Source organism: Bordetella tumbae, assembly GCF_054780995.1.
Genome location: NZ_BAAGVG010000011.1, coordinates 368,247 through 393,740, shown reverse-complemented (window position 1 = coordinate 393,740; position 25,494 = coordinate 368,247). Strand labels below are relative to the sequence as shown.

The window sequence follows — 25,494 nt, the reverse complement described above, 5'->3', positions numbered from 1 at the left end:
CAGACCTCCGGGGGATATCACGGATTCGGAGCCGGAGCATCGATCAGCACCAGGTAGTCGGTCAATGTGCGCACGCGCAGGTTTGGAAAGCTGGCCTGCAGCAGTTTTATGGCCTGGTCTGGCGCGTCCAGCGGCAGCACTGCGCTGACACGGATGTTCTCGATCTGCGGGCGGTCGTAATAGATGAAACCGCGCCGGTGGCGAGCGAGTTCGTCCAGTATCTCGGTGAGCGGCCGGTCGGCGGCGATGAGCTGGTGACGCCGCCAAGCCTCCTCTACCTGCGTGGGCACAATGGTTTCGGGGGGGCTGACGGCATGCTCTGTAATGCGTACGCGTTGCCCGGCCTGGATCTGGATGGCGGCATCGGCATGGCCTTCGCATTGGGCTGCGGTCTGAACTGCTGTGCGCGATTCGATCATGCTGAGCACGGTAACGTCAGGATCGCGTTCGACGACAAAACGCGTGCCCAGCGCCCGCACGCAACCGTGAGTCGTACTGATGACGAATGGTCGAGAGGTGTCTTTGGCGACGCTTACCAGGACGTTGCCTTGCACGAGCTCAATGGCGCGGCGTTGCGAGTCATAGTGGAAATTGACGGCGCTGGCGCTGTCGAGCGTGATGTGGGTGCCGTCGGGCATGGTGTGGGTTTTCCATTGACCGGTGGAGGTGCGCAGGTCGGCCAATAGGTAGGTGGGTGAGGCGATGTACAGCATCAGCGCGAGGGGGACACACAAGACGAGCAGGAGCAGTAGCGAGACGGTCAGACGCTTGGTGCGCCGCCGGCGGTCGTTACGCGCCTGTACCGCGTCGAGCGCTGCGCGTGCAGGGCGGCCATTACCGGCCGTAGGCGCGCGCAGGCTCTGCATCAAGCCGATCAAGGTTTCCATCACCGCAGCTTCGGCAGCATGGCGCGGGTCTGCGCGTTTCCAGGCTTCGAATTCGTGGCGAGCGCGTTCGCGCTCAGCCGTGTCATCGCTGGTGAGCCGTACGATCCAGTGAGCGGCTTGTTCGGCCAGCGGTCCCAGAGCAGGGTCGCTTGTCTCGGGCTTTGCCATGCCGTCAGGTGCCTGGTTGGGTCATGGCAGGGCAATGGGTACGGCAATGCAGCAATGCCTGCACCAGATATTTTTGCACCATCCGTTTGGAAACTCCCTGGGCGATGGCGATGTCGGTCTGAGACTGTTCTTGCAGATAGTGTCGCAGAAAGGCTTCCCGTACCTTGGCGGGCAGTGTGTCGAGCGCCGTACTGATTTGTTCCAATGCCTGGACGGCCATCAGGATCTGGTCCGGTGATGGGTAGCCGGGCAGCGTTTGAGCCAGCGACGTCAATTCGGCCAGATAAGCCTGTTCGATGAGCTGCCGCCGGGAGCGATCCACCAGCAGGCGCCGGGCCGTTGTGACGAGATAGGCACGGGGCTCTTGAATGCCCAGCAGCGCATCGCGCGATGCCATGATGCGCACAAAGGTATCGTGGGCCATGTCGGCGGCATGGTGCGTATCGCCCAGTTTGCGGCGCAGCCACGCCTGCAGCCAGCCGTGATGGTCGGTGTATAGCGTAGCGACCTGCTGTTGGAGCGAGGATTCGTTGGCGCGCAAGACGTTGGTTCCAGCAGGGTTCTGTCAGTTTGCCGTCACGGCTCCCGGCAACACATACGCTCATCAGGCGCGGCAAGCGGGCGGTACGAGAGTGGAAACTTGATTTGGTGGATGAGAATTATTTTCATTCTATGAGATGGTTCTTGTCGCTGGCAAGTACGCCGCAGGAGCAGGTGTTGGCCGCAGGACACTGCCTCGTCGGCAAAAACCGCTAAAATTCAATACTTTCCCGTATTGGATCCGGCGCCGCCAGGCCGCCGCCTGCTTGCCCGGGTGGCGACACGGCGGTTTTTGATGCGCCGGCGTGCCTGGAATACCCAACGATGCCTATCTATGCTTACAAATGCAGCGCCTGCGGCCATGCCCAGGACGTCCTGCAGAAAATGTCTGATGCGCCGCTGTCGGTTTGCCCCGAATGCGGTCAGTCCACGTACACCAAGCAGGTGACTGCGGCCGGTTTTCAGCTCAAAGGCTCGGGCTGGTACGTGACCGACTTCCGTAACAATGGCGCCAGCGGTGGCGCCGCCACGCCCGACAGCGGTACGTCCGGCACTAGCACCACGGCCACGCCGGCTGCGCCTGCCAAGAGCGACGCCAGTCCCGCGCCAGCCGCCGCCGCATCCCCCCCCGCGCCTGCGGCAGCTTCCTGATCGCTCTGGGGCAGATGGGCATGCGCATCATCAAGAAGTATTTCATCACTGGGTTGCTGATCTGGGTGCCCCTGGCGATTACCGTCTGGGTCCTGGGTTTGCTGGTGGCGACCCTCGAGGGTTTTGTGCCCAGCTTCTTGTCTTCGCAATCCCTGTTCGGCATCAATATTCCTGGTTTCCGGTTTGCGCTGGTCATCGTGGTGGTGCTGCTGACGGGGATATTTGCCGCCAATCTGCTTGGCCGCACGCTGCTCGAACAGTGGGAATCTCTATTGGGCCGCATCCCGCTCGTGCGTTCCATCTACAATTCGGTCAAGCAGGTCAGCGACACGGTGCTGGCACCCAATGGCCAGGCGTTTCGCCAGGCAGTGTTGGTGCAGTATCCGCGAGCCGGGTCCTGGACGATTGCGTTCCTGACGGGCGTGCCTAGTGGCGAGGTGGCGAACCATCTGCCGGGCGAGCACGTCAGTGTCTATGTCCCGACGACGCCGAATCCTACGTCGGGATTCTTTCTGATGATGCCTCGCGACCATGTCATTGAGCTGCAAATGAGCGTGGACGCTGCCCTGAAATACATCGTATCCATGGGCGTGGTGGCGCCGCCGGCCCAACCGGTCGCGGCAGTTACCCCCATTCCGGCGGCTCCGGCCGTCGATTCGTAACTTTTTTACGCTGACACACAGCACCTAGGAGTCATTCCGCAATGCGTACCTGCTACACCGGCGAGGTTTGCCGTGACCATCTCGGCCAGACTGTCACCCTGTACGGCTGGGTGAACCGCCGCCGTGACCACGGTGGGGTCATCTTCATCGACCTGCGCGACCGCGCGGGGCTGGCCCAGATCGTGTTCGATCCGGACAATGCCGCCTTTGCCACCGCCGAACGCCTGCGCAACGAGTTCTGCATCCGCGTCACCGGTCTGGTGCGTCTGCGCCCCGAAGGCACAGCCAATCCCGATCTGGCCTCGGGCGAAGTCGAAGTGCTGTGTAAAGAAGTCGAGATCCTGAACGCGTCGATCACGCCGCCGTTCCAGCTCGAAGACGACAATCTGTCTGAAACCACGCGCCTGACGCATCGTGTGCTGGATCTGCGCCGCCCGCAGATGCAGCGCAATCTGATGCTGCGTTACCGTGTGTCCATCGAAGTGCGCAAGTTCCTGGATCAGTTGGGTTTCATCGACATCGAAACCCCGATGTTGACCAAGAGCACGCCCGAAGGCGCGCGCGACTATCTGGTGCCTTCGCGTGTGAACGCCGGTCACTTCTTTGCCTTGCCTCAGTCGCCGCAGCTGTTCAAGCAGATGCTGATGGTGTCGGGCTTTGATCGTTACTATCAGATCACCAAGTGCTTCCGTGACGAGGACCTGCGCGCAGACCGTCAGCCGGAATTCACCCAGATCGATTGCGAAACCTCGTTCCTGAACGAAGTCGAAATCCGCGAGATCTTTGAAAACATGATCCGTCATGTCTTCAAGGTGGTGCAAGACGTCGAGCTGCCTCAGCAGTTCCCCATGATGAGCTGGACCGACGCCATGCAGCGCTATGGTTCGGACAAGCCCGACCTGCGCGTGAACCTCGAGTTCACCGATGTGGCGGACATCATGGCTGATGTGGATTTCAAGGTATTCGCCAGCGCCGCCACGACACCTGGCAGCCGCGTAGTGGCCTTGCGTGTGCCGAATGGCGGTGAATTGTCGCGTAGCGAGATCGATGCCTACACGCAATTTGTCGCGATTTACGGCGCCAAGGGCCTGGCCTATATCAAGGTCAACGAAACCGCCAAGGGCCGTGATGGCCTGCAGTCGCCCATCGTCAAGAATCTGCACGATGCCGCATTGGCCGAGCTGATCAAGCGCACCGGCGCACAAGACGGCGATATCATTTTCTTTGGCGCCGATCGTGCCAAAGTCGTCAACGATGCGATCGGCGCCTTGCGCGTCAAGATCGGTCACAGCGATTTCGGCAAAAAGCACAACCTCGCGTCCAGCGGCTGGAAACCCCTGTGGGTGGTCGACTTCCCGATGTTCGAATACGACGAGGAAGACGGCCGCTACACTGCTGCGCATCATCCGTTCACCAGCCCCAAAGATGGCCACGAAGACTTCCTGGAATCGGATCCCAGCAAGGCATTCGCCAAAGCCTATGACATGGTGCTCAACGGTTGGGAAATCGGTGGCGGCTCGGTTCGTATTCACCGCGAAGAAGTCCAGAGCAAGGTCTTCCGTGCGCTGAAGATCGGTGCCGAAGAGGCCCGCGAGAAGTTCGGCTTCCTGTTGGATGCGCTGCAATATGGCGCGCCTCCGCACGGCGGGATCGCGTTCGGCCTGGACCGTATCGTGACCATGATGACCGGCGCCGAGTCGATTCGCGATGTTATCGCTTTCCCCAAGACCCAGCGCGCACAGTGCCTGCTGACGCAGGCGCCGTCCGAGGTTGACGAGAAGCAATTGCGCGAGTTGCACATTCGCCTGCGCAATGTTGAAGTGAAATGAAGTAATCTGCGGGCAGAGGGTGGCGCGGGCCTGGGTCAGGCCGGTTTGTCACTCACCCGCTAGCCAGGGTAAGGGCAGCTTAGGCTGCCCTTGTCCGTTGCATAAAAGGCGCCATTCGGTTTATGTCGCTTATTCGCGTTATCAGCTACAACATTCACAAGGGGCGATCGTCCCTCGGGGCTCGCGAGTCGTTGAACGACTTGCGTCTCGGCCTGTATGGGCTGCGCCCCGATCTGGTGTTTCTGCAAGAAGTGCAGGGCCGCAATGAGCAGCGTTCGATGTCGGACGCGCAGCACGAGTCATTGGCGGCAGCGTTGCGCTTGAATGTGGCCTATGGCTGCAATGCCATTCGTGATCGTACCGATCATGGCAATGCATTACTGTCGCGCTATGAGATTCTGGACCACGAGAATCTGGATATCTCCGATCATCGGCTAGAGCAGCGTGGATTGCTGCATGCGCGGGTCCGGGTCGAGGACCGCGACGTACACTGTTTCGTGGTGCACCTCGGGTTGTTCGCGGGCAGCCGCAGTCGACAGGTCCTGGCGTTGTCCGAGCGCATCGCTCGATCGGTGCCCGACGGCGATCCTATTCTGATCGCGGGGGATTTCAACGATTGGGGCGATCGTCTGGCGCCATTGTTCGTGCAGCAGTTGGGCGTCGTCGAGGTCTTTGCCAATGCGCCGCGCAGCCATGGCGGGGAACTGCCTCGCTTGCGGGATTCGGTACGGCGGCTCAGTAATGCCTTGAGAGGCGTACCCAATTCACTGGCCGTTCAAGAGCGCAGCAATCAACTGGGGATGGACGGCGCCTATTGCCCGCTACCGCCGCCGCGCACCTTTCCGGCCGTGTTTCCGTGGTTCAGGCTGGATCGCATTTATCAGCGCGGATTCGCGGTGCGCAGCGCTCGTGTCCTGCGCGGCCGCCAATGGGCGCGCCTGTCGGATCACGCCCCGTTGCTGGCGGAGCTCGAGCTGCCGTGAAGGCCGATATCGTCAGGCTGGACTGGACCGATCACAACGCCGTCGACCTGTTGCAGAATGGCGCCGATTTTTTTCCGGCGTTGTGCCAGGCGATTGATGCGGCACGCGTCAGCGTGCATCTGGAAACGTACATCTTTCTGCCAGATCGCACTGGTGAGCAGGTCCTGCATAGTCTGGAGCAGGCGGCGCGTCGCGGTGTAAAGGTCCGAGTCGTGCTGGACGGTTTTGGCAGTGCCAATACCGCGCAAGCCATGCGTGATCGTATTGTGGAGGCGGGCGGACAATGCCGTATTTATCGCCCAGAGCCTCCGTGGTATGGACGCCTGGTGCCGTCACGCAGCCGATTACGCCGTTTGCATCGCAAGCTGACGGTCGTGGACGGGGAAATAGCCTTTATCGGCGGCATCAATGTGGTGGATGATTACGACGATCTGGATCCTCATGACGGTATCAATGCGCCTCGTTTTGATTTTGCAGTGCGAGTGCGAGGCCCTCTGGTCGCGTATGCGGTGCATGCCCAGGACTTGCTGTGGGTACGGATGAATTGGGCCAGACTGCGCCGCTATCCGCGCGACTGGCCTCGTATCAAACTGGGTTTGCCATCGTGGCCCTCTGCGGTATTGGCGGGCCATCAGCGTGCCGCACTCGTGCTGCGTGACAACTTGCGCTATCGGCAGACATTTGAGCGAGCCTATTTGTATGGCATTCAGCATGCCCAGCGCGATATCCTGATCGGTAACGCCTATTTTTTTCCTGGACGCCAGTTTCGCAAAGCACTGCTGCGTGCGGCTGCACGAGGCGTCAAGGTGCGTTTGCTGCTGCAAGGCAAGATCGAATACCACATGCAGTATTACGCGACGCGATCGCTGTACGATCAGTTGTTGACGGGCGGAATAGAAATCTATGAGTACATGCCCAGCTATTTGCACGCCAAGGTCGCGGTCATTGACGGCATGGCTACAGTGGGCTCGTCAAATCTGGATCCGTTCAGCTTATTGCTGGCACGCGAGGCGAATGTCGTGGTCGATGACCTCGCCTTTGCCCACGACTTGCAACAACGTCTGGAAACAGCGATTGCACAAGGAGGGCGTTTTGTTCGCCCTCTGGACTATCAGCGGCGAGGTTGGTGGAAGCGGTGTGTCGATGCCGTGTCATACACGATGCTACGTATCGGCGTGGCCTTGACAGGGCGTTCCGGGGAATACTGATTGTCTCAAGCGGAACGCGGCGCCTGAATGCTGTGCAAAATGTGGCGAATGACTTCGTTTGCAGCCTGGGCCTGTTGGTCGTCGGAGACTGTGTACAAGATTTCCTCGAGCTTGTTTTCAGCGTCAAACAGGAGAGATCGCAGCCATTTTTCATCGAGCGCTACGACTTCTTGTTCGGACTGGCGTAGCGCCGCTTGCACTTGTTCAATAGTGGCATCTTGCGACAAGAACGAAGCGCAAGCCTGTTCTACGCGTTGGACTGCCTCTGGGTATAGCCAAGTATTCATTTTTATCCTCCTCGACGAAGAATGGTGACGATGACGTTCCCACCATTTTCGGTGACAGCCCCAACATTACCACTCCAGTAAGTGGTGCGGCTCACGCCGTTGACGATCGATGTGGTGGGATCTCCCGTGCGGATGACGTGCTCGACGATATTGGGAGAGATATTGCGGCCTGCTCCCACCGTGCCTGCAGGAGCGCCCAACCCGGACGGCAGCATGCGGTCTACCGCGTGCTGCGAATAAAGACGGTCGCCGATTTGTGCGTAGGTTCGGCCTCCTTGCGTGACTTTGGGATAGTCGTTCCACGACCCCCAAGGTAGGGAATCATGGGTAGCAGGGGCCGATTCTGCCGGCCGGGCTCCGGCTTGGCGTGCGGTTTGCGGGGTTTCAGTGCCGGGTCTGGGCATTGATCCGCTCGCTCGCCGTGGCGCCAGACGGCCGGCTCCCCGGGTCAGCATGGCGATGACCGCACCGACACCCATCGCCATGACGCCTTGCGCGAACTGCTTGGCCGCTTCGTTCAGGTCGTTGTGACTAGACGCGTCGATGGTCAAATTGAAGAATCGCGCCAGATTCTTGATACCGCTGAAAATCGCCCACCCTGCGAAAGCAAAGCCGATGGCAATCAGCGCCGCATCAGCGACAAACCCTACGCCGACGGCGTGCGAGCCTGCCCAGATCACGAGACCGCCGACAATGATTGCCAGATTCGTACCGCTGAGTTGGCCAGCCAGTTCCGTTTTGAGTGCAGCAGGCATGTACTCCAGGCTTTGATTGAGGACGTAGCTGAAGCGATCGGCCAAGGACCACTGAGAGACCGGACCGGAAAGCGTGGCCGACAGTTGTGCGGGCTGAACACTGCCGTTGATATCGTGGCTGGCAGAGTCTGGCAGGGCGACTGCGGAGATCTGGCCGACCCGCATCAGCGCCATCATTTGCTCGACAGTCTGCTGGGCAGAGTAATGTCCAGGGACCGAGCCAGAGCAGATCAACCGCCGATAAAGCGCCGACAGTTTGGCCAGCGACGCATCATTACGCAGGTGGGGATACAGCACCGCACGCAGGCGCGTGGGCTCGTTGATGACCAGCGATCTGGATATTCCCTCGAATACATACCAGGGACCGATGAGCAAAAGTTCGCCGTTATTACGCAGAGCGGCGACTTCGCCGGATCGTTCTAGTGATTTGACGTCCATAGGGCATGTCGTTGTTTTGTAATGGCCACGACTGGGCTCTGGCGAGACGATGCGACACACCGGCTTGCGACAGAGCCGTCAAATGCTAGCAATCTTTGTGTAATAAGCCGCGGAACGACAATATTTTTCGCGCTTGTTTCAAATTGACATAGACGTACGACGTGGGCGGCCTGTTCGCTGCAGATCAGGCCTCTGCCCGGCAACTGAATGCCTGGCCGTATGGAAAGCGCAGGGTCGCTTCTGGTCAGGTGCGCCGTGCGGGCCAGCGAATCAGTCCCAATGAAAGCGCTGTCCCAATCAAAATGATGGCCGCGCCAATCAAGATACGCGCGGTCAACATTTCGTCCAGGAACCAGACGCCCCACAGGACGCCGAAGACCGGCACCAGAAAGGTGACACTCACCGCACCCGTCGGCCCGACGCTGGCGATCAGGCGAAAGAACATGATGTAGGCGAATCCGGTGCAGAGAATCGCGAGTGCAACGGTGGCAGACCATGCTTGCCAAGAGACGGGCTCCGCCGGCCAGGTAGCAATGGCCAGGGGCGCCAGTATGAGCGAAGCCCCTATCATGCTGCCGGTTGCACTGGACAACGCGTCGACGTCGCTGAGAAAACGTTTGGTCCAGTTGGCGGCGATGCCATAGAACAGCGGGGCGGAAACGGCGGCCAGTACCGCGGGCCCGTCGCCGCCGGCGCCGAAATTCAGCTTGTCCCAGACGAGCACAACAATCCCCAATACGGCCACAGCCAAGCCAAACGCGCGACTCCAGGCCAGCCGGTCTTTCAGCCATAGCCAGCCGATGACGGCACCCCAGACGGGTGTGACCGCGTTGGCGACAGACATGAAGCCGGCGCCCAGAGACTGTGCGGCATAGGCATACAGGAGGAAGGGAATGGCGGAATTGAACGCGCCCACGACCAGAATGGCTTTCCAGCGCTGTGCGATCAGGGGAAATTTGCCACGCAGGGCGGCCAGAGGCAGTAGTGTCAGCGCCGCCAGACCGACGCGCAGTTCCATGAGCGGACCAGGTCCAAACTCAGGCACGGCGATACGCATGAACAGAAATGATCCGCCCCACACTGCCGCCAACAGCAGCAGGTCCAGCAAGTCGCGACGGCGCATGGCGCAAATTTCCAGTTTAGGCTTTGCGCCGTTGAGCGGCGCGGGTGAGGACGTTTTTCATTTTGACGCGATGCGCCAGATAGGCACAAGCCAAGGCCAGCAGTACGCAGATGACCAGGCCAATACGCACGCCTTGCAGGACCGAACTGCGGGCAATGGCAATGCCGACCAATGCCGTTCCTGCGGCGCTGCCGATGGCGCGAGTAGTCTGTACCAATGCGGAGGCGATGCCGACGTCGCGGCGCTCGCTGAGCATCTGCATGAACAGAGTCAGATTGGGCAGCAGAAAGCCCAAGGCACAGCCATTGACGAAGAAGGCGGCTAGGATCCAGATCGTCGAGGTGTCTTTGCCAAACGCCAGCACCATCAGCGAGCCTACCGCCAACAGACAGCCGCCAAATACCATCAGGCGCTGTGGCTCGCTCTGTTTGGGAAAGAGCTGTCCATTGATGATGCTGCCTATGGGAATGGCTGCCACCAGCGGTGTCAACAACAGGCCAGCCTCGCTCGGTGTGTAGCCCATTTCCGTTTGCAGCAGCAGGGGGCTGTAAAAAATCAGGACGAACATCACTGCACCGACGGCGAGGCCGGCAACGTTCAGCAATTGCGGCTCGGGTTGAGCAATGACGCGCAACGGGAAAATTGGCGAGGACACCCGCCGCTCGTAGGGAATCAACAGCGCAATGGCAGCCACGCCTGCCAACGCCAAAGCCAGTGCGATCATAGGGTGGGCATGCTCGCCGGGTGCAAAGGCCAGTTCCATTGCGGCTAACGGCGCACTGACGGCGATGACCAGCAAGAGGCTGCCCACCCAATCTATGCGCTGGCCGCCCGTCTGCGCCGCAAGCGGCCGGATACGTGGAAAATAGCGCGCCAGCAGGAACAGGGCGATCACTGCGGCGATCGGGGATATGAAGAACGCAGCACGCCAGCCCAACGCCTGTGTGGCAGCACCGCCGAGCAGCGGTCCGATGCCGCTGGCCATGGCAAAGGCCGCCGACACCAGCGCCAGCCAACGTACGCGTTCTTTGGCATCGGGAAATAGATCTGCTGGCGCGGCAAAGGCCGTGGCGATCATCATGCCGCCGCCTATGCCTTGCAACGTACGGAAGACGATCAACTGAGGCATGGACTGCGCCAAGCCGCAGGCGATGGAGCCCAGGGCAATAATCGCCACAGACAGCAGCATCAGCGGCTTGCGCCCGAATAAGTCTCCCAGGCGTCCGAAAATCAGAATGGACGCCGCGGTAGCGAGCAGATATCCGGTCCCCACCCAGGCGTACAACGCCATGCCATTGAGGGCCTGTGCGACGCGCGGCAGCGTCGTGCTGACAATGGTGGAGTCAAAGGCGGCCAACACGACAGTGGCCGACACGCCCATCATCGCCATCAGCAAATCGCGCTTGGAGCGGGTAGGCTCAGCAGCGGTTTCAGCAGAGGGCGTCGCAGGTGTGGTCATGCCGCCAAGGATATCATTGACAGGTCAGCGATTTAATCGTGAACCACAGATGATTCGACGAAAACGCGACAGTACATATTGGCCGGAGTGCGAGTTCGAGCCATTGGTATGCCCTACCAATGGCCAGACAGGAGTATGGCGGCCCGCATGGGGCGGGCCCGTCCTATTTGAACAACGCGTGATACCCGACAATCACGACTACCACTGCTGCCACGGCCAGCCACGACCAGCGTGAGGAGGCCAGGCCACGTTCGGGTTCTTGTACTGGTGGTGGGGGCGCGATACGCGGGACCCTGGACATGTGATCGATGAAAGCGGCAAAGAATTTTTCTACAAGCTTGCCGCCGGCTTTCATGAGTATGGGATCGCCGACCTTGCCCAGCGATCCGCCCGCCATGGCGGCCACCGTATAGGCCAGGCGCGTGCCGTCGTCTTTCTCCGATAAATTGATCTGCGCCGTCCCGATTGCCAGGCAAGCGGTCGGGCTTTTGCCTTCGAAAGCGAGCGCGCAACTGTGCGGCGGCTTCAGTTCGGAAAGCAAAACTTCTCCTTCGTAACTGGCTTCTACGCCGCCCACATTGGCATGCAAAGACAAGGCATACTCTGTCGGGGACCGGCGTTCGATTTTGACGCACCCCGGCAGGCATTTCTGCAGCACAGCAGGATCCATGAGTGCGTCCCAGGTCTGGTGCTGGGTGGACGGAATCCATTGAGCATCGGCTATGCGCATGGCGGTCTCCTTGGTCTGCTTTTGAATTCATTGTGGACCTGACTGCCGTCGTTGTCATCTATCTCGCGTTAAGTATCCGCCGCGAGGCAGAGGCACCGTCATAGCGAAAATTAATGAAATGTAGCGAAATAGTACGTTTGGATACGAGTAAATTAGGACAAAACCCAATATAAACAGCGGCTAGCATTAGGCATGGCCTGCATGCATGAAGTTTCCTGGGTGTTTTTACGCATGAGTTGTGCCACGCCGTATGTCGTCTTCTTTGTATTTCCCTGAATATCGTCCCGATATAGATGGTTTGCGCGCGCTGGCCGTGCTGTCAGTGGTGCTGTGCCACGCCGGTGTGGCTGGCTTTGGCGGAGGCTACGTCGGCATCGATGTTTTCTTTGTGATTTCCGGCTATCTGATCACTGGGCAAATCTTGTCCGGCTTGTATCAGCGCGAATTCTCCTTCTGCGATTTTTATGCACGGCGCATCAAGCGCATTGTGCCGGCCTTGTTGGCGGTGGTTGCGTTCACCTTGGCCGCGAGTTTTTATCTGTTGATGCCAGACGAGTTGGCCGAGGCCGGCAGAGCGGCCTGGCAGACGGCGTATTTTTTCTCGAATCACTATTTCTGGGGCTTGGGCAACAATCACTGGGACCAGATTGCACAGGGCACGCAACCGCTATGGCATGTCTGGTCCTTGGCCGTGGGAGTGCAGTTCATCATCGTGCTGCCAGGCTTGCTGGTGTTGCTTTTTCGTGCAGGCAGGCGCGTTGATCCGGCGGGGCCGCATCTTTTCGCCCCACCGCCAATATGGGTGGTACGCAGCGTATTGACCGGGCTGGCCTTGGTGTCGTTCGCTGTGAGCGGCGCTCTCTTGCAGGCCGACCCGTCGGCGGCGTTTTATCTGCTGCCGTCCCGCGCCTGGGAGCTGCTGTTCGGGGGCATCATTGCATCGCTGGCAGGGTCGCGCCTGAGCCGGCCGCCACTGTGGTTGGCCGAAATCTGCTCGATCATCGGCTTGGTCTGCCTGCTGTGGGGCGTGTTGACCTATACCCAGGCGACTCCGTTTCCTGCCGCGCACGCCTTAGTGCCGGTGGCGGGCGCGGGGTTGATTCTTTATGCGGGCCATTCGAGCACGCCGGCCTGGATGACACGGTTGTTGTCTTTGCGGGCGCTGGTGTTTGTGGGGCTGATGTCCTATTCGCTGTATTTGTGGCATTGGCCGTTGTGGGTCTTGTCGCGCTCGACAGTGTGGTCGGTCCACGGCTGGCCACAAATCCCGGTGGCAGGGTATCTCGCGCTTACATTCCTGGTCTCATGGGTCTCGTGGCGTGGGATCGAGCGTCCTTTCCGGACGGGGTGGTTCTCGACAGCAGGATCCAGGACGATACTCGCCGTGGCATTGGGCGTGTGTATCGCGGGCGTTGGGGCGGGATGGTGGACCATACACGCCAGCCGTACCGATCAGCAGAGTTTGCCGCCAGTGCTGACCCAATTGGATCGTGACACCAGCGTAGCGCCAGGTATCGAATGCGAAGGCAAGCCCGAGCTCGACGCGATCCGTATGGGACAGTCGGGATGTGAGCTGGGAGATCCCGCGACGGCTGCATCCCAGCCTGACTTCATTTTGCTGGGGGACTCGCATGCGCGGATGTGGGTCAGTGCATTCGATGCGTCGGCACGTGAATTGCAATTGCATGGTGTCGCCATGGCGTATGCCAATTGCGCGCCGTTGCGTGGGGCGGTTTCCCCCGCCCGCACAGATTGTGCGCAGATCACCGATACGGCGCTGGAATATGTCGCGCGCTCTCCCGTCCAGCAGGTAATTTTGGCTGGTTTTTGGACTGAGGCTGAGGCAACGGCGTTTGCGAGACCAGCGGCGGTGGCGAATGGTTCGCCGATGCCTGCACCGACGTTCAGTACCTCATTGCGTGACACCATTCGATATTTGCAGCAGGCCGGCAAGGCGGTAACGCTGATTCTGGATGTGCCGCGGCTGGCCAATGACGATGTCCCTCGCGATTCGGCGTTGCTCAGTGTCAACCAGAAAGGGGTCGATGTGTACGGGCCCAGTCTGGCCGATCATATGGCGCGCCAGGCGGCAATCGTGAGGAGCATCGAGGAGGTCTGGCCGACCGTGAAGCCCTTTGGAATTGTGGATCCGGCCGTTGAGCTGTGCGCGACAGGGCAATGCCTGGTGGCAAGTGAGGGGCGTACCTGGTATCGCAACGCGCACCAGGTGACCGATGACGCCGCCCGCGAATTGCGCGCTGTCTTCTTGCCGTTATTGCGATCCGTGTCCGCTCCGCGCTGAGGCCTCCCGCAGGGCGGGCACCATAAAGTTTACGTTTGTTGTAAATTGCCAGGATTCTGTTTTGCGGCCTGACCCGTATCCCGAGGGTTCCCGCTAGTCATTGATGACAACCCGTATTCTTATTGTTCGTACTTCGTCGCTGGGCGATCTCGTGCACATGCTGCCCGCGATCTCCGACATCGCGCGCCATGTTCCCGATGCTGTCATCGACTGGATCGCGGAGGAGGCATTTGCGGAGATACCGAGCTGGCATCCTGCCGTGCATGACGTGATCAAAGTGGCGCATCGGCGTTGGCGCAAGGCCTGGTGGTCCGAGCCGGTGAAGGCCGAGCGGCGTGCGCTGGCCCAGCGGCTGCGGTCGGTGAAGTACGACGTCGTGCTGGATATGCAGGCGCTGATGAAGTCGGCCTGGCTGGTACGCCAGACCCGTGGCGTGCGTCACGGGCTGGACTGGCGCTCGGCCCGTGAGCCTTTGGCGTCGTTGTTTTATCAGGTCCGTCACCGCGTTGAGTTCTGGCAGCCGGCTGTGACGCGGCAACGATTGTTGGCGTCTCTGGCATTTGGCTATACCTACAGTGGCCCGCCGGATTTCGGATTGCAGACGTTCGCGCAGCAGGCGCGGGCGCAGGCGCAGGCCTGCAAGGGCCAGGGTGATTGCGCCCGTCCGCATCATCATCTGAATACGGATCGTGGCTACGCCGTGATCATGCCGTCCGCCAGCCGTGACGACAAACTGTGGCCCGAGGAGGACTGGCGCGCCGTATTCACTCGCGTGCGCGAGGCGGGGTGCACATTGCGGTTGCTGGCAGGCAATCCGCAAGAGGCCGAGCGCGCCCAGGCTTTGGTGGCCGGCTTCGACGGCGTCGAGGTACTGCCCCGGATGGATTTGACGGCGATTGCCCGGCAGTTGGCCGGTGCTCGCATCATGGTGGGGCTGGACAGCGGTTTGACGCATTTATCGGCAGCGTTGGGGCGTCCCACGGTGGGGATCTATCGGGCCTCCACGCCGGTACGGACGCCTTTGATCGGCTCGAATTTCACTGCCAGTCTAGGGGACCGAGGCGCTCCGCCGTCGCGAGAGGCGGTCTTGGCCTCTGTCGATCAGGCATTGGCGGCTAGCTGATCACGATGGCACAGGGCTGACATGCGACGCGGCACCTACACTCTGGCGTTGTATGTTCTGGCTCCCTTGGTGTGGCTCTGGATGGGACGGCGTGCCCGCCGGGCCGGGGGCGACTGGGGCATTTTTTCAGGCGCAAGGTTTGGCCGGGCTGACGACCGCAGCCCGGCGCCATTTGCCCGTCCGCCCGTCTGGGTACATGCCGTCAGCCTGGGAGAGACGCGCGCGGCGCAACCGTTGGTACAGGCTCTGCTGGAGCGCGGATTGCCCATCTTGTTGACACATACGACGGCGACAGGCCGAGCCGAAGGCGCTCGTCTGTTTGCCGAGGCGATTGCCTCCGGTCAGTTGCGTCAGACATGGCTGCCCTATGATTTTCCTGGCGCTGTGCGCGGGTTTTTGCAGCGTTATGGGCCTCGTTGCGGGCTTTTGATCGAGCGTGAGGTATGGCCTAACCTGTTGGCGCAGGCGCGTCGGCAAGGGATACGCATGGCATTGATCAGTGCGCGATTTTCCGCCTCTTCGCTGCGCCAGGCGGGATGGATGGGACGGGCGTTGCGCGATGCGCTGGCAGGCCTGGATGCCGTGCTGGCACAAACCCCCGAAGACGCCCAGCGGCTGGAGCAGGCGGGCGCGCACCGGGTCAGCGTGACAGGCAATCTGAAGTTCGATCTGAGCCTGCCCGCCGCGCAGGTCGAGGAGGGCCGGGCCTGGCGTCACGCCGTGGGAAGGCCGATCGTGGCCGTGGCGAGTACGCGTGAAGGGGAAGACGCGTTGTTCGTGCAAGCGATAAAGACGCTGCGCGACGCGCGGACGAACGGCGCAGTAGCGATAGCGGACTCTGGAAAGACGGCGCCCGATACAGCGGCAACGGCACAGACGGGCGGCCTGCAGTCAGTGTTGTATCTGATAATTCCTCGGCATCCGCAACGCTTTGAAGACGTTGCACAGCAGTTGAATGCCGCTGGATTGACGTATATGCGGCGTACTCAAGCCCGAAAATACGCGCCGGAGAGCCTTGCGCCTCGAACGGTGCCGCAACAGGGGCAACTGCCGCTGACGCAGGCAGAAAGCTTGCCGCTGACCGATCTCGATGTCGATGTCATGTTGGGAGACACGCTGGGCGAGATGCCGTTTTATTTCGCCGCCTCGGATGTGGCCATCGTTGCGGGGAGCTTCGTGCCGTTGGGGGGGCACAATTTGATCGAGGCCTGCGCCGTCGGCGTGCCTGTTATCGTCGGGCCGCACACGTTCAATTTCAAACAGGCGGCAACTGATGCGATTGCCGCAGGCGCTGCGTTGCGGGCCTCCGACGTCCTTGAAGCATTGGACACGGCATCGGCGCTCTTGGGTGACGAAAACCGCCGTCTGGTCATGGGACGTGCCGCGCGCGGCTGGGCCGCTGCGCATGCCGGAGCCACGGCGCGGACCCTGCAGGCGCTGCAGACGTGGCTGTCGTCGTAGCAGCTTGCCCGAGCTATCTGGGTGTTGAGGCTGTCGTCTGCTCGCGGCCTGGTGCCGACAGTGCAGTAAACAGTGCAATGAGTGTCACGTACAGACTCACCGTGCGCATGCCCCGGAACATGAGTTCGGTGACGCCAAAGACGGCAAAACCCAGGCATACCGCGAGCCCCATGGCTGCCGCTACACGTTGAGCCTGTGGCACGTTGCGGCGCAAGCGGCACGCGAGCAGCCCTGCGGGTGCGAAATACAGAATTAGCAGAGCGATGCCGCCCGGCACGCCGTTGGTGGCCAGCGCCAGCAAGAAGTCATTATGCGGTTCGCCGAAATCCCTCGCGACAAAGGATGAGACTTGGCCCGTGGCAGCGAGTTGCCGCAGCTTGTCTGAGAAAGTGGATTCACCGTCGATCCCCGACCAAGGGGATTGTTTGATCGTATGCCACGCTGCGCCCCATAGCTGCAGACGTATACACATGGACGTATCGGCAGTCGGAGCCACGGTGACGCATTCGTGAATTTCCTGAACGCCTTGCGCCACGCGCTCACGCAATGCCGGGCTGGACGCACCGATGGCCAACGCGACCAGGCCAATGCCCAGCAGTGCTGCCAATGCCCGCATTGGGCGGTGGAGCCAGCCGGCCAATGCGATGCCGATCGCCGCGAATACGGGGATGGCCATCCAGCCGGTGCGAGTTTGTGTCAGGACGAAGCCCAGGCAGGTGATCGCCGCGACGGCGAGTTTGAGCGCGCGTTCGGCTCGCGGGTGACGAGTGAGCTGCCAACCCAGGCTATAGAGCGTCAGCACGGTCATCAGCAGCATGAGGTTGCCGTAGCCGACGGCATTGAATTGGGGCGTTGGTGGGCGCTCTAACGTCGGTCCTGCCAAATAGCACACGATAGCGGTGGAGCCAATGCCCGCAGCGAGCACACCCCAGACGAAATGGCGCAGCCGATCACGGTCGATCAATAGAAAACCAGCCAGCAGGCAAGGAAAACCCAAGGCGACTCGCAGGCCACGCTCGATGCCGGGACCTTCCAAATGACCGTTGAGCGCCTGGCTGAGCAGTACGGCCGCCAGTGGCAGGCACAAGGCGAGCATCAGCCAGCGGTAGGGATGCAACTGCTGCAGCCAGTGCGGGGCAGGCGCGGTCAAGATAAGGCAGAGGCAGACGAAAGCCAGCAGGTAGAAGAGACCGCTGCCCCAGCCCACAGTGAGTGTCAGCATAGGCAGGAGCGCTACCAAGACAGTAATCAGTAGCGAGGCACGGGGTAAAGATGAAGGCGTCATGAAAAGAAAGCGGCAGACTGGTACGGCTAGGGCAGTCTATGATTGCCCTTGGGTATGCAACGAAAGCGTGACAAAATTGTTACATAAATTGTGTAAAATATTCTAAACTTAAACTAACCCGATGGAATCTTTTTGTGGTTTTTGCCACAGAGTGTGAAGGTTGGGGGATTCGTTGTGCGGCTTAGATCTCCAAGAACGCCGAATCCGAGGCTTTGCAGTAGCCAAGAGGAGACATCTAATCCAGCGAGTATAGCTGCGACGACTGAAATGAACCGATAGATACGCATGCATTGGTGTCCGGCGCGAAGGTTCGCGAATACCAGCGGATCAATCCAGAAACACTATGTATGGGTGCCTACCTATAGAATCCGCTCGGAACCCGGCAGTTTGGGGTTTCTAACACTGCTTTGCTATGCAATATTTGTTGACGGCATTTCTTACCTCGTTGGTATTCACTGCATTACTCGTTAGGTGCCGATTCTGGCGCAATGGGTGGACTTTGGATTCCGAACTCGGCAGCGTACAAAAATTCCACGCCAAGCCTGTGCCGCGAGTGGGTGGCCTCTCGTTGGTGATCGCTATGGCTGCCACCTGTATGGTCGCCGGCTTTCGCGAGCCGGAGGTCCTGTGGGGCATGCTGTTGCTGGGCCTGTCGGCCGCGCCCGCCTTTTTGGGCGGATTCGTTGAGGACCTGACCAAGCGCGTACGGGTCTTGACCCGTTTGGCGTTGGCGATGGCATCGGGGGCGTTGGCGTATTTTCTGCTCGATGCCGCGGTGACGCGGGTGGATATCATCGGCCTGGACTGGTTGCTGCAGTTCAGCGCCATCTCGTTCGTGTTTACCATTGTGGCGATCGGCGGTGCGGCCAATGCCTTGAATATCATCGATGGGTACAACGGTTTGGCGGCGGTGGTGTCGGCGATGATTTTCGCGGGTTTCGCCTATGTCTGTTTCTATTTGGGCGATCGCATGCTGCTGATCGTGGCCCTGGGGATGTTGGGCGGCGTGATCGGATTCCTTTTCTGGAATTATCCGCGTGGTCATATCTTCTTGGGTGATGGCGGCGCCTATTTCCTGGGCTTCATGATTGGCGAGTTGTCGGTGTTGCTGCTGGCGCGCCATCCAGAGGTGTCTGCCTGGTTCCCGTTGCTGCTGTGTATCTATCCCGTATTCGAGACGCTATTTTCTATTTATCGGAAACGGTGGCTGCGCGGTAATTCACCGGGCGCGCCCGACGGCGTGCATCTGCACATGCTGATCTACAAGCGTGTCGTACGATGGGTGGTGGGGTCGCGTGAAGCGCATCATCTGACTTGGCGCAATTCGCTGACATCGCCGTATTTGTGGCTGCTGTCGTCGCTAGGAGTGATTCCTGCCGTGCTGTTCTGGCAAATGCCCGTTGTATTGATGGTGTGCGTGCTCGCATTCGCCACGGGGTACGTCATGCTGTATCGAAAATTAGTGCTTTTCCGTATTCCCAAATGGATGATTGTGAGGAAGAAAAAGCATGGACGTTGATCGGTAATCCGTACGTTGGGCAGCCGTTTTTCTGCCCTTGCGGATTGCCAAATGGAGCAAAATAGCTCCAGGCTACTATTATTCATCATTCTGTCATCGGGAATCCTGCCTTTCTTCAGAAGAAGTCGCCATTCCCTTTAAACGCTAAGGCATCTTCATGCTGATCTCTGTTGTCCTGTCTGGTGGGGCGGGTACCCGCCTCTGGCCCGTCTCTCGCGAGGGCTATCCGAAGCCATTCATGAAGCTGGCGGATGGCGAAAGTCTGCTGCTTAAAACTTATCGGCGTGCGGCGGCCGTGGGCGCCAAAGACATTCTCACGGTCACTAATCGTGATTACTACTTCATGAGCAAGGATGAGATGGCGCAGGCGCAGCTTGATGTGTCTACCCAATTCCTGCTTGAGCCCGCCGGCCGTAATACGGCACCAGCCGTGGCGATGGCCGCGCATCTGGTGGCAGAGCGTTATGGTCCCGATGCCCTCATGCTGGTGTTGCCTGCCGATCATCTCGTGCAGGATCAAGACAGTTTTGCAGATGCAGTATCTCGTGCTCAGACGTTGGCCGAACAAGGCAAACTGGTCACGTTCGGCATCATTCCTACCGGGCCGGAAACCGGTTTCGGATATATCGAAACCGGTGCCGACGTAGGTGATGGCAAGCAGGTAGTGCGTTTTGTTGAAAAGCCCTCGCTGGACAAGGCTCGAGAATATGTCGACTCGGGCCGTTTTGTCTGGAATTCAGGGATGTTCTGCTTTAAGGCCGGCGTCATCCTGCAAGAACTCGCCGCGCACGCGAGCGATGTGGACGCTGCCACGCGCGCCTGCTGGGAAGCCACGCTTGCGTCGTCCGGTGACAACCTTGCCATGGCCGAGATTCCCGCTGCGGCGTTTGCCGAGGTGCCGGATATTTCTATCGATTATGCCGTGATGGAGCGTTCGTCCAACGTGGCCGTGGTGCCCGGCGATTTCGGCTGGAGCGATATAGGTTCCTGGGTCGCCGTGCGCGATTTGACTGCCGCCGATGATGTCGGCAATCGCGCCACGGGCAATGCGGTGTTCGTCGATAGCCATAACGTGTACGTGCAAGGCGATGACCGCCTGGTGGCCACCGTAGGGGTACAGGATCTGCTGGTCATCGATACGCCCGACGCTGTGCTGGTGGCTCATCCGGACAAGGTGCAAGAGGTCAAGCAGGTCGTCAAGCAGCTCAAAACTCAAGGCCATGAAGCTTATCGGCTGCATCGCACTGTGACGCGGCCATGGGGCACCTACACGGTGCTCGAGGAGGGGCCACGTTTCAAGATCAAGCGCATCGAAGTCAAGCCCGGTGCCAGCCTGAGCCTGCAGATGCATCATCATCGCAGCGAGCATTGGATCGTGGTGTGCGGTATGGCCCGGGTTGTCAACGGCGACAAAGAACTGTTAGTCGGCGCCAACGAGTCCACCTACATCCCTGCCGGCCACAAGCATCGCCTGGAAAATCCGGGCGTGCTGGATCTGGTCATGATCGAGGTGCAAAGCGGAGAATATCTGGGCGAGGATGATATCGTGCGTTTTGCGGATATCTACGGACGCACTTGACTCCAGATATGCGCGAGGACTCTTGCAATATGAGCGGTTCCTGGTGGCTGCAGTCTTTCGCGTCCTTTCGATACGCAACCATAGTGGGAGTCAAGCGTCTGCTGTATGTTGGGTTGCGAGTGATGGGGCGCGCCATGAAGGCCGTGCCTGGTCTGTCGCGCCTGACGTCGCCCCAGGCGCAACCGCTCAATCCGACACTTCGGACCCTGCATCGTGTGATGTTCAATCCGCAAGGAACAGACATCAAGGATGCCAGTTTTTCGCGAATCGACTGCGGTGACTTCGATGTGCTGTTTTCCAATGGGCCATTGTTGGATCGTCGCGGTATAGGCAGAGTCTGCCGCGAACAAATAGGGCAGTTGTCGACGCTATCGGCAAAGTCTGTCGAAAACCCCGGATACGCGCAAGCGGGACGACGCACCGTACGTTTCTACACTTCCGTGCACTGGTGTCCCGGCACGTTGCCGCCCAATACCGTGGTGATGGTCCACGATGTGATACCTCTGCTTTTTCCCGAGGAGTTTTCAAGATCGTTGGTCAGCGAATGGCGATATCGCTTCCGGCATATCTTGCGGCAGGCCGTGCATATCGTGGCGATCAGTCGAGCTACCGCACAGGCCTGCGAGCGCGTGTTCGATATTCCACGAGAAAAGATCAGCGTCGTTTATAACGGTACGACGGTATTGCCAGTGGCTCAACGCATGGATATGTCCATGCCGGACCTGCCCTATTTCGTATTCCTTGCTTCGGACGACAAGCACAAAAACGTAGACGTAGTGCTCGAGGCCATGTCCGACCCTGCCATGCGTGGCGTGGCGCTGGCCATGATAGGAGACAACAGGACCCAGGGTTGCGTGCGGAAGGTTAAGTCACTAGGCCTGTCAGACCGAGTGTGGTTCATGGGGAAACTCAGCGATGAGAGCCTGGGTCGCGTACTGGTTGACAGCGCCGGACTGGTGTTTCCCAGTTTGTACGAGGGCTTTGGTCTGCCTCCGCTCGAAGCGGCCTGGTTAGGCGTTCCCTCTATTTGTAGCGCGCGTCCCGCCATGGATGAAACGCTGGGGAACGCCGCAGTTTTCTGCGAGCCGGATGATGCCCAGGCCTGGGCCCGCGCCATGCATAGGCTTGCATTCGACAAGCAGTACCGAGATGACGTCGGGGCCAGAGCACGGCAGCGTGTGAGCGAGTTCAATTGGTCTAATTCGGCACGTCAACTACTGAACGTACTGGGAGCGTACGCGAAGTGAGAGTGGGATACGGTACGACGAATTTGGCCCGGGGGTTGGCGGGAAGCGGGGTGGATGGCATTGGCATCTACACTCGGGAATTGGGTCGAGCGCTGTTGGATGTCGGCGATGTGGGCTTGGTGCCCGTTGGATTCGGGCACAACATAAATACCGACGTGTTTCCGCAGGCACAAAGGCCCGTGTCGATGGGGCGTTATCCTGCGCTGGCAGGCTTGGGAGTGAGCACACCGTTTGCTTTTCGGGGCGAGTCCGCATTGGCGAATCAGATCGATTTATTTCATGCGACGGATAACCTGATTCCGAAGCTTTCGCGCATTCCTGTCGTAGCGACATTGGCCGACGCCTTTCCGTTATCCCATCCTGAGTGGATTCGTATGAAAAACGCCCACTTGAAATGCTGGTTATGGAAACGCGCCGCACGCTGGGCTGACCATATCGTCACCGTGTCGGAGTATTCGAAAGGGCAGATCGTCGAGTACTTCGGGATTGCTGCGCGCCGCATTACTGTCATTCCAGAGGGTGTTGGAGAGCGATTTTTCCAGCTGATCGCGTCAGCGGACCGGAAAACGGTGTTGTCGCGATACGGCCTGCCCGAGCAGTTTTTTCTGTCTATTGGTACGCTGCAACCACGTAAGAACATTGGTAATCTGCTGGACGCGCATGCTGCCTTGCCGGCAGCTGTGCGCACCGAATTTCCCTTGGTCGTAGTAGGCAGGGAAGGTTGGGGCAGCGAAACGTTGGTGAGGCGCCTGCAGGCATCACAGGCTGTGGGGACGGTGTACTGGTTACAGTACTTGCCAGACGAGGACTTGCGCGCCTTGATGCAAAGTGCTTCGGCCATGATCTTCCCGTCTCTGGGAGAAGGTTTCGGCTTGCCCGTACTGGAGGCATTTGCTTCCCGGTTGCCCGTTGTGACATCCGACACCACCTCACTGCCTGAAGTAGCGGGTCAGGCTGCGGTGTTGGTCGACCCGCGTGATCCACACTCTATTGCTGACGGCATGCGTCGAATTGTGGACGATTCTGCGCTAGCCAATCGACTCATAACTGCCGGGCTGGCGCGTGCCCGCTTGTTTACCTGGCAAGCATGCGCCATCCGCACGCAAGCTGTCTACCGATCTGTACTGACGTGAAAATGTTCAACGATTACTCTGCTGCTATGCCTGCATCGCTGCTCGCACTATCGATTTGGTCAGGCTGTCCCTTGGAGCGAGGGCGTTCAATGGCTGTTCCGAGAGAAGGGTTCAAATGAAAACGATATTGATAACGGGTGGCGCAGGCTATCTCGGCTCGCACATGGCTGTGCGGCTACTTGAAGCGCAGCGAGATATTGTCATTTTCGACAATTTGAGCAATAGCAAGGAACAGGTCCTCGATCGTATCGAGGCCATCACCGGCAAACGCCCTGCTTTCGTCAAGGGTGATATTCGTGATCGACAAGCGTTGCGGGAACTGTTCGCCACTCACGAAATAGACTCAGTCATCCATTTTGCCGGCCTGAAGGCGGTGGGCGAGGGCGAAGCCGAGCCGCTACGTTATTACGACAATAATGTACTAGGCAGTGCCGCCCTGTTCATGGAAATGGCCAGCGCCGGGGTCAGGAAAATCATTTTCTCGTCTTCTGCCACCGTTTATGGTGACCCGGGTTACCCTGACTACCGCGAAGATACGCCTGTGGCACCGGTCAGTGTTTACGGCCGTACCAAATTGATGGTAGAGCAGATTTTGTGCGATGCGCTCAAGGCTGATCCTGCCTGGCGTGTAGCCATTTTGCGTTATTTCAATCCCGTCGGGGCGCATGAATCTGGGTTGATCGGAGAGGATCCCAGAGGCATACCCAACAACTTGATGCCATTCATGTCACAGGTGGCATCAGGTCAGCGGGAATATCTGTCGGTATTCGGAGGTGATTATCCGACCGTCGACGGCACCGGCAGGCGAGATTACATCCACGTGGAGGATCTGGTCTCAGGCCACTTGGCGGCGCTGAATGCTTTGGAAGGGCAGGCCAATCCCATTGTGGTCAATTTGGGGACTGGACAGTCGACCAGCGTATTGGAGATGGTGGCTGCGTTTGGCAAGGCGGCGGATAGGCCTATCCCTCACCGAATAGTGGCCCGTCGCCCGGGCGATTTGGCAGAGTATTATGCCAATCCAGCGAAGGCCAGGGAATTGTTGGGGTGGCAGGCCAAGCATGATATCGAGCGTATGTGCAGAGATACGTGGCGTTGGCAAACGAAAAACCCAAATGGTTATTGAATAGAGGTAGCAAACGTGAAGCCGTTCATTAAAAGAGTAGTTCGTCGGATGGCGAAGATGCCTGTCATAGGGCGTTTCGTGAACATCGGCATCGCGGTGGTTCGACTGCCGCATTTCCAGGAAGAGCAGATGCCCACTCTGCTGCAGGCGATTTCCGACGTCAATCATCGTCGGCTGGAGCACGACAATTTCATTCAATCCGTGCCTATCGCGTTGCGTCAGAATACGTTGGACTTGAATAAATTAAAAAAGACGGTGTCGGATGTTGAAAACCTGGTTGCCGAGCTAAAAGAGTCGCAAAGCGCGGCCGCCGACAAGAAGCAGACGATAGAAGAAATCAAGGAATCCGTTGGCTATCTTTTGGGCCGGATGGAGTTTGTCCGCCGTGAACTGATGTTTGAAATGCGCTATGGCGCCTCGGGTGGAGCCGCAGAAGGGGATGACCAGATCACGGCCAACACCAAGGTGCTGAATCAGGAAAAGCTCGAACAGGCGCGTGCCAGCGCTTTACGGCTGAATTTGGGTTGTGGTCATGTGCCGCTAGATGGCTATTTGAATGTCGATCGGCGGGGCTTGCCCGGTGTGGATATCGTGGCCGAGATCGATCAATTGCCTTTCGGCGATGACGAGATCGACGAGCTGTTCTCGGCGCATGTGCTGGAACATTTCCCTCAGGAACAGCTGCGACGTGAGCTATTGCCCTATTTCCACAGGCTGCTCAAGAGCGGCGGCGAGTTTCGTGCGGTGGTGCCCGATGCACAAGCCATGATTCGCGAGTACGGCAACGGCAATTATCCCTACGACGATATGCGAGAGGTTCTATACGGCGGGCAGGACTATGACGGTGATTTTCACTTCAACATGTTTACCCCTGATTCGCTGAGCGGATTGCTTGTGGAAGCAGGGTTTGGCGATGTGACTGTCATCGAGGCCGGGCGCAAGAACGGTAAATGCTACGAGTTTGAGATTTCAGCAAAAAAGTAAACCGTATTGCGTTTG

General features: G+C 59.3%; 22 protein-coding genes. 14 read left to right on the top strand and 8 right to left on the bottom strand.

The annotated features are described in order from the left end of the window. Positions 1-17: 17 nt before the first annotated feature. Positions 18-1,055: a FecR family protein gene (locus tag ACYVI2_RS10440; RefSeq protein ID WP_415820730.1), complete on the bottom strand. Its 1,038-nt coding sequence runs from the start codon at positions 1,053-1,055 to the stop codon at positions 18-20. 4 nt (positions 1,056-1,059) lie between these two features. Further along, positions 1,060-1,596: a sigma-70 family RNA polymerase sigma factor gene (locus ACYVI2_RS10435; RefSeq protein WP_415820731.1), complete on the bottom strand. Its 537-nt coding sequence runs from the start codon at positions 1,594-1,596 to the stop codon at positions 1,060-1,062. 323 nt (positions 1,597-1,919) lie between these two features. On the opposite strand from ACYVI2_RS10435, the gene ACYVI2_RS10430 reads away from it, so the two are divergent. The 5 genes from ACYVI2_RS10430 (at position 1,920) to clsB (ending at position 6,928) form a co-directional block, all read left to right on the top strand. After that, complete coding sequence (locus ACYVI2_RS10430) at positions 1,920-2,246, top strand: FmdB family zinc ribbon protein (protein WP_415820732.1); 327 nt, start codon at positions 1,920-1,922, stop codon at positions 2,244-2,246. A gap of 20 nt (positions 2,247-2,266) precedes the next feature. After that, the gene (locus ACYVI2_RS10425) at positions 2,267-2,908 is read left to right on the top strand and encodes a DUF502 domain-containing protein (RefSeq protein ID WP_415820733.1); all 642 of its coding nucleotides are present in this window, start codon (positions 2,267-2,269) and stop codon (positions 2,906-2,908) included. 41 nt (positions 2,909-2,949) lie between these two features. After that, positions 2,950-4,737 carry an aspartate--tRNA ligase gene (gene aspS, locus ACYVI2_RS10420; protein WP_415820734.1) on the top strand — a complete coding sequence of 596 codons (1,788 nt, stop codon included), beginning with the start codon at positions 2,950-2,952 and terminating at the stop codon, positions 4,735-4,737. A 122-nt stretch (positions 4,738-4,859) separates the two neighbouring features. Further along, a complete protein-coding gene (locus ACYVI2_RS10415; protein WP_415820735.1) occupies positions 4,860-5,720 on the top strand; it encodes an endonuclease/exonuclease/phosphatase family protein in 861 nt (286 codons plus the stop codon). Next, positions 5,717-6,928: a cardiolipin synthase ClsB gene (gene clsB / locus ACYVI2_RS10410; protein ID WP_415820736.1), complete on the top strand. Its 1,212-nt coding sequence runs from the start codon at positions 5,717-5,719 to the stop codon at positions 6,926-6,928. The genes ACYVI2_RS10415 and clsB overlap by 4 nt, the downstream gene beginning before the upstream one ends. A gap of 5 nt (positions 6,929-6,933) precedes the next feature. Here clsB and ACYVI2_RS10405 read toward each other — a convergent pair whose 3' ends face one another. The 5 genes from ACYVI2_RS10405 to ACYVI2_RS10385 form a co-directional block, all read right to left on the bottom strand. After that, positions 6,934-7,215: a hypothetical protein gene (locus ACYVI2_RS10405; protein WP_415820737.1), complete on the bottom strand. Its 282-nt coding sequence runs from the start codon at positions 7,213-7,215 to the stop codon at positions 6,934-6,936. 2 nt (positions 7,216-7,217) lie between these two features. After that, entirely contained in the window at positions 7,218-8,408 is a 1,191-nt protein-coding gene (locus tag ACYVI2_RS10400; RefSeq protein ID WP_415820738.1) for a hypothetical protein, read from the bottom strand. A 244-nt stretch (positions 8,409-8,652) separates the two neighbouring features. Further along, positions 8,653-9,531, bottom strand: a complete 879-nt coding sequence (locus ACYVI2_RS10395; RefSeq protein WP_415820739.1) for a DMT family transporter — start codon at positions 9,529-9,531, stop codon at positions 8,653-8,655. A 16-nt stretch (positions 9,532-9,547) separates the two neighbouring features. Further along, the gene (locus tag ACYVI2_RS10390; protein ID WP_415820740.1) at positions 9,548-10,990 is read right to left on the bottom strand and encodes an MFS transporter; all 1,443 of its coding nucleotides are present in this window, start codon (positions 10,988-10,990) and stop codon (positions 9,548-9,550) included. A gap of 163 nt (positions 10,991-11,153) precedes the next feature. After that, on the bottom strand, positions 11,154-11,720 hold the full coding sequence (locus ACYVI2_RS10385; protein WP_415820741.1) for a CoxG family protein: 567 nt from the start codon (positions 11,718-11,720) through the stop codon (positions 11,154-11,156). 250 nt (positions 11,721-11,970) lie between these two features. Here ACYVI2_RS10385 and ACYVI2_RS10380 point away from each other — a divergent pair, with 250 nt between their 5' ends. The 3 genes from ACYVI2_RS10380 (at position 11,971) to ACYVI2_RS10370 (ending at position 16,606) form a co-directional block, all read left to right on the top strand. Further along, positions 11,971-14,022: an acyltransferase family protein gene (locus ACYVI2_RS10380; protein WP_415820742.1), complete on the top strand. Its 2,052-nt coding sequence runs from the start codon at positions 11,971-11,973 to the stop codon at positions 14,020-14,022. Positions 14,023-14,125: 103 nt separating this feature from the next. Next, entirely contained in the window at positions 14,126-15,145 is a 1,020-nt protein-coding gene (waaC, locus tag ACYVI2_RS10375) for a lipopolysaccharide heptosyltransferase I (RefSeq protein WP_415820743.1), read from the top strand. A 21-nt stretch (positions 15,146-15,166) separates the two neighbouring features. After that, positions 15,167-16,606, top strand: a complete 1,440-nt coding sequence (locus ACYVI2_RS10370; RefSeq protein WP_415820744.1) for a 3-deoxy-D-manno-octulosonic acid transferase — start codon at positions 15,167-15,169, stop codon at positions 16,604-16,606. A 13-nt stretch (positions 16,607-16,619) separates the two neighbouring features. On the opposite strand, the gene ACYVI2_RS10365 is transcribed toward ACYVI2_RS10370, so the two are convergent. Next, entirely contained in the window at positions 16,620-17,828 is a 1,209-nt protein-coding gene (locus tag ACYVI2_RS10365) for an O-antigen ligase family protein (protein ID WP_415820745.1), read from the bottom strand. Positions 17,829-18,303: 475 nt separating this feature from the next. Between ACYVI2_RS10365 and ACYVI2_RS10360 the strand changes: the two genes are divergently transcribed. From ACYVI2_RS10360 to ACYVI2_RS10335, 6 genes are all read left to right on the top strand, one after another. Then, positions 18,304-19,410, top strand: a complete 1,107-nt coding sequence (locus ACYVI2_RS10360) for an MraY family glycosyltransferase (protein ID WP_415820746.1) — start codon at positions 18,304-18,306, stop codon at positions 19,408-19,410. Between the two features lie 157 nt (positions 19,411-19,567). Then, complete coding sequence (locus ACYVI2_RS10355) at positions 19,568-20,989, top strand: mannose-1-phosphate guanylyltransferase/mannose-6-phosphate isomerase (RefSeq protein ID WP_415820747.1); 1,422 nt, start codon at positions 19,568-19,570, stop codon at positions 20,987-20,989. A gap of 29 nt (positions 20,990-21,018) precedes the next feature. Next, positions 21,019-22,236, top strand: coding sequence for a glycosyltransferase family 4 protein (locus tag ACYVI2_RS10350; protein ID WP_415820748.1), 1,218 nt, complete (start codon positions 21,019-21,021; stop codon positions 22,234-22,236). Then, on the top strand, positions 22,233-23,369 hold the full coding sequence (locus tag ACYVI2_RS10345) for a glycosyltransferase family 4 protein (protein WP_415820750.1): 1,137 nt from the start codon (positions 22,233-22,235) through the stop codon (positions 23,367-23,369). The genes ACYVI2_RS10350 and ACYVI2_RS10345 overlap by 4 nt, the downstream gene beginning before the upstream one ends. A gap of 115 nt (positions 23,370-23,484) precedes the next feature. Further along, the gene (gene galE, locus ACYVI2_RS10340) at positions 23,485-24,495 is read left to right on the top strand and encodes a UDP-glucose 4-epimerase GalE (protein ID WP_415820751.1); all 1,011 of its coding nucleotides are present in this window, start codon (positions 23,485-23,487) and stop codon (positions 24,493-24,495) included. Positions 24,496-24,543: 48 nt separating this feature from the next. Continuing rightward, positions 24,544-25,479, top strand: coding sequence for a class I SAM-dependent methyltransferase (locus ACYVI2_RS10335; RefSeq protein ID WP_415820752.1), 936 nt, complete (start codon positions 24,544-24,546; stop codon positions 25,477-25,479). Positions 25,480-25,494: the final 15 nt, after the last annotated feature.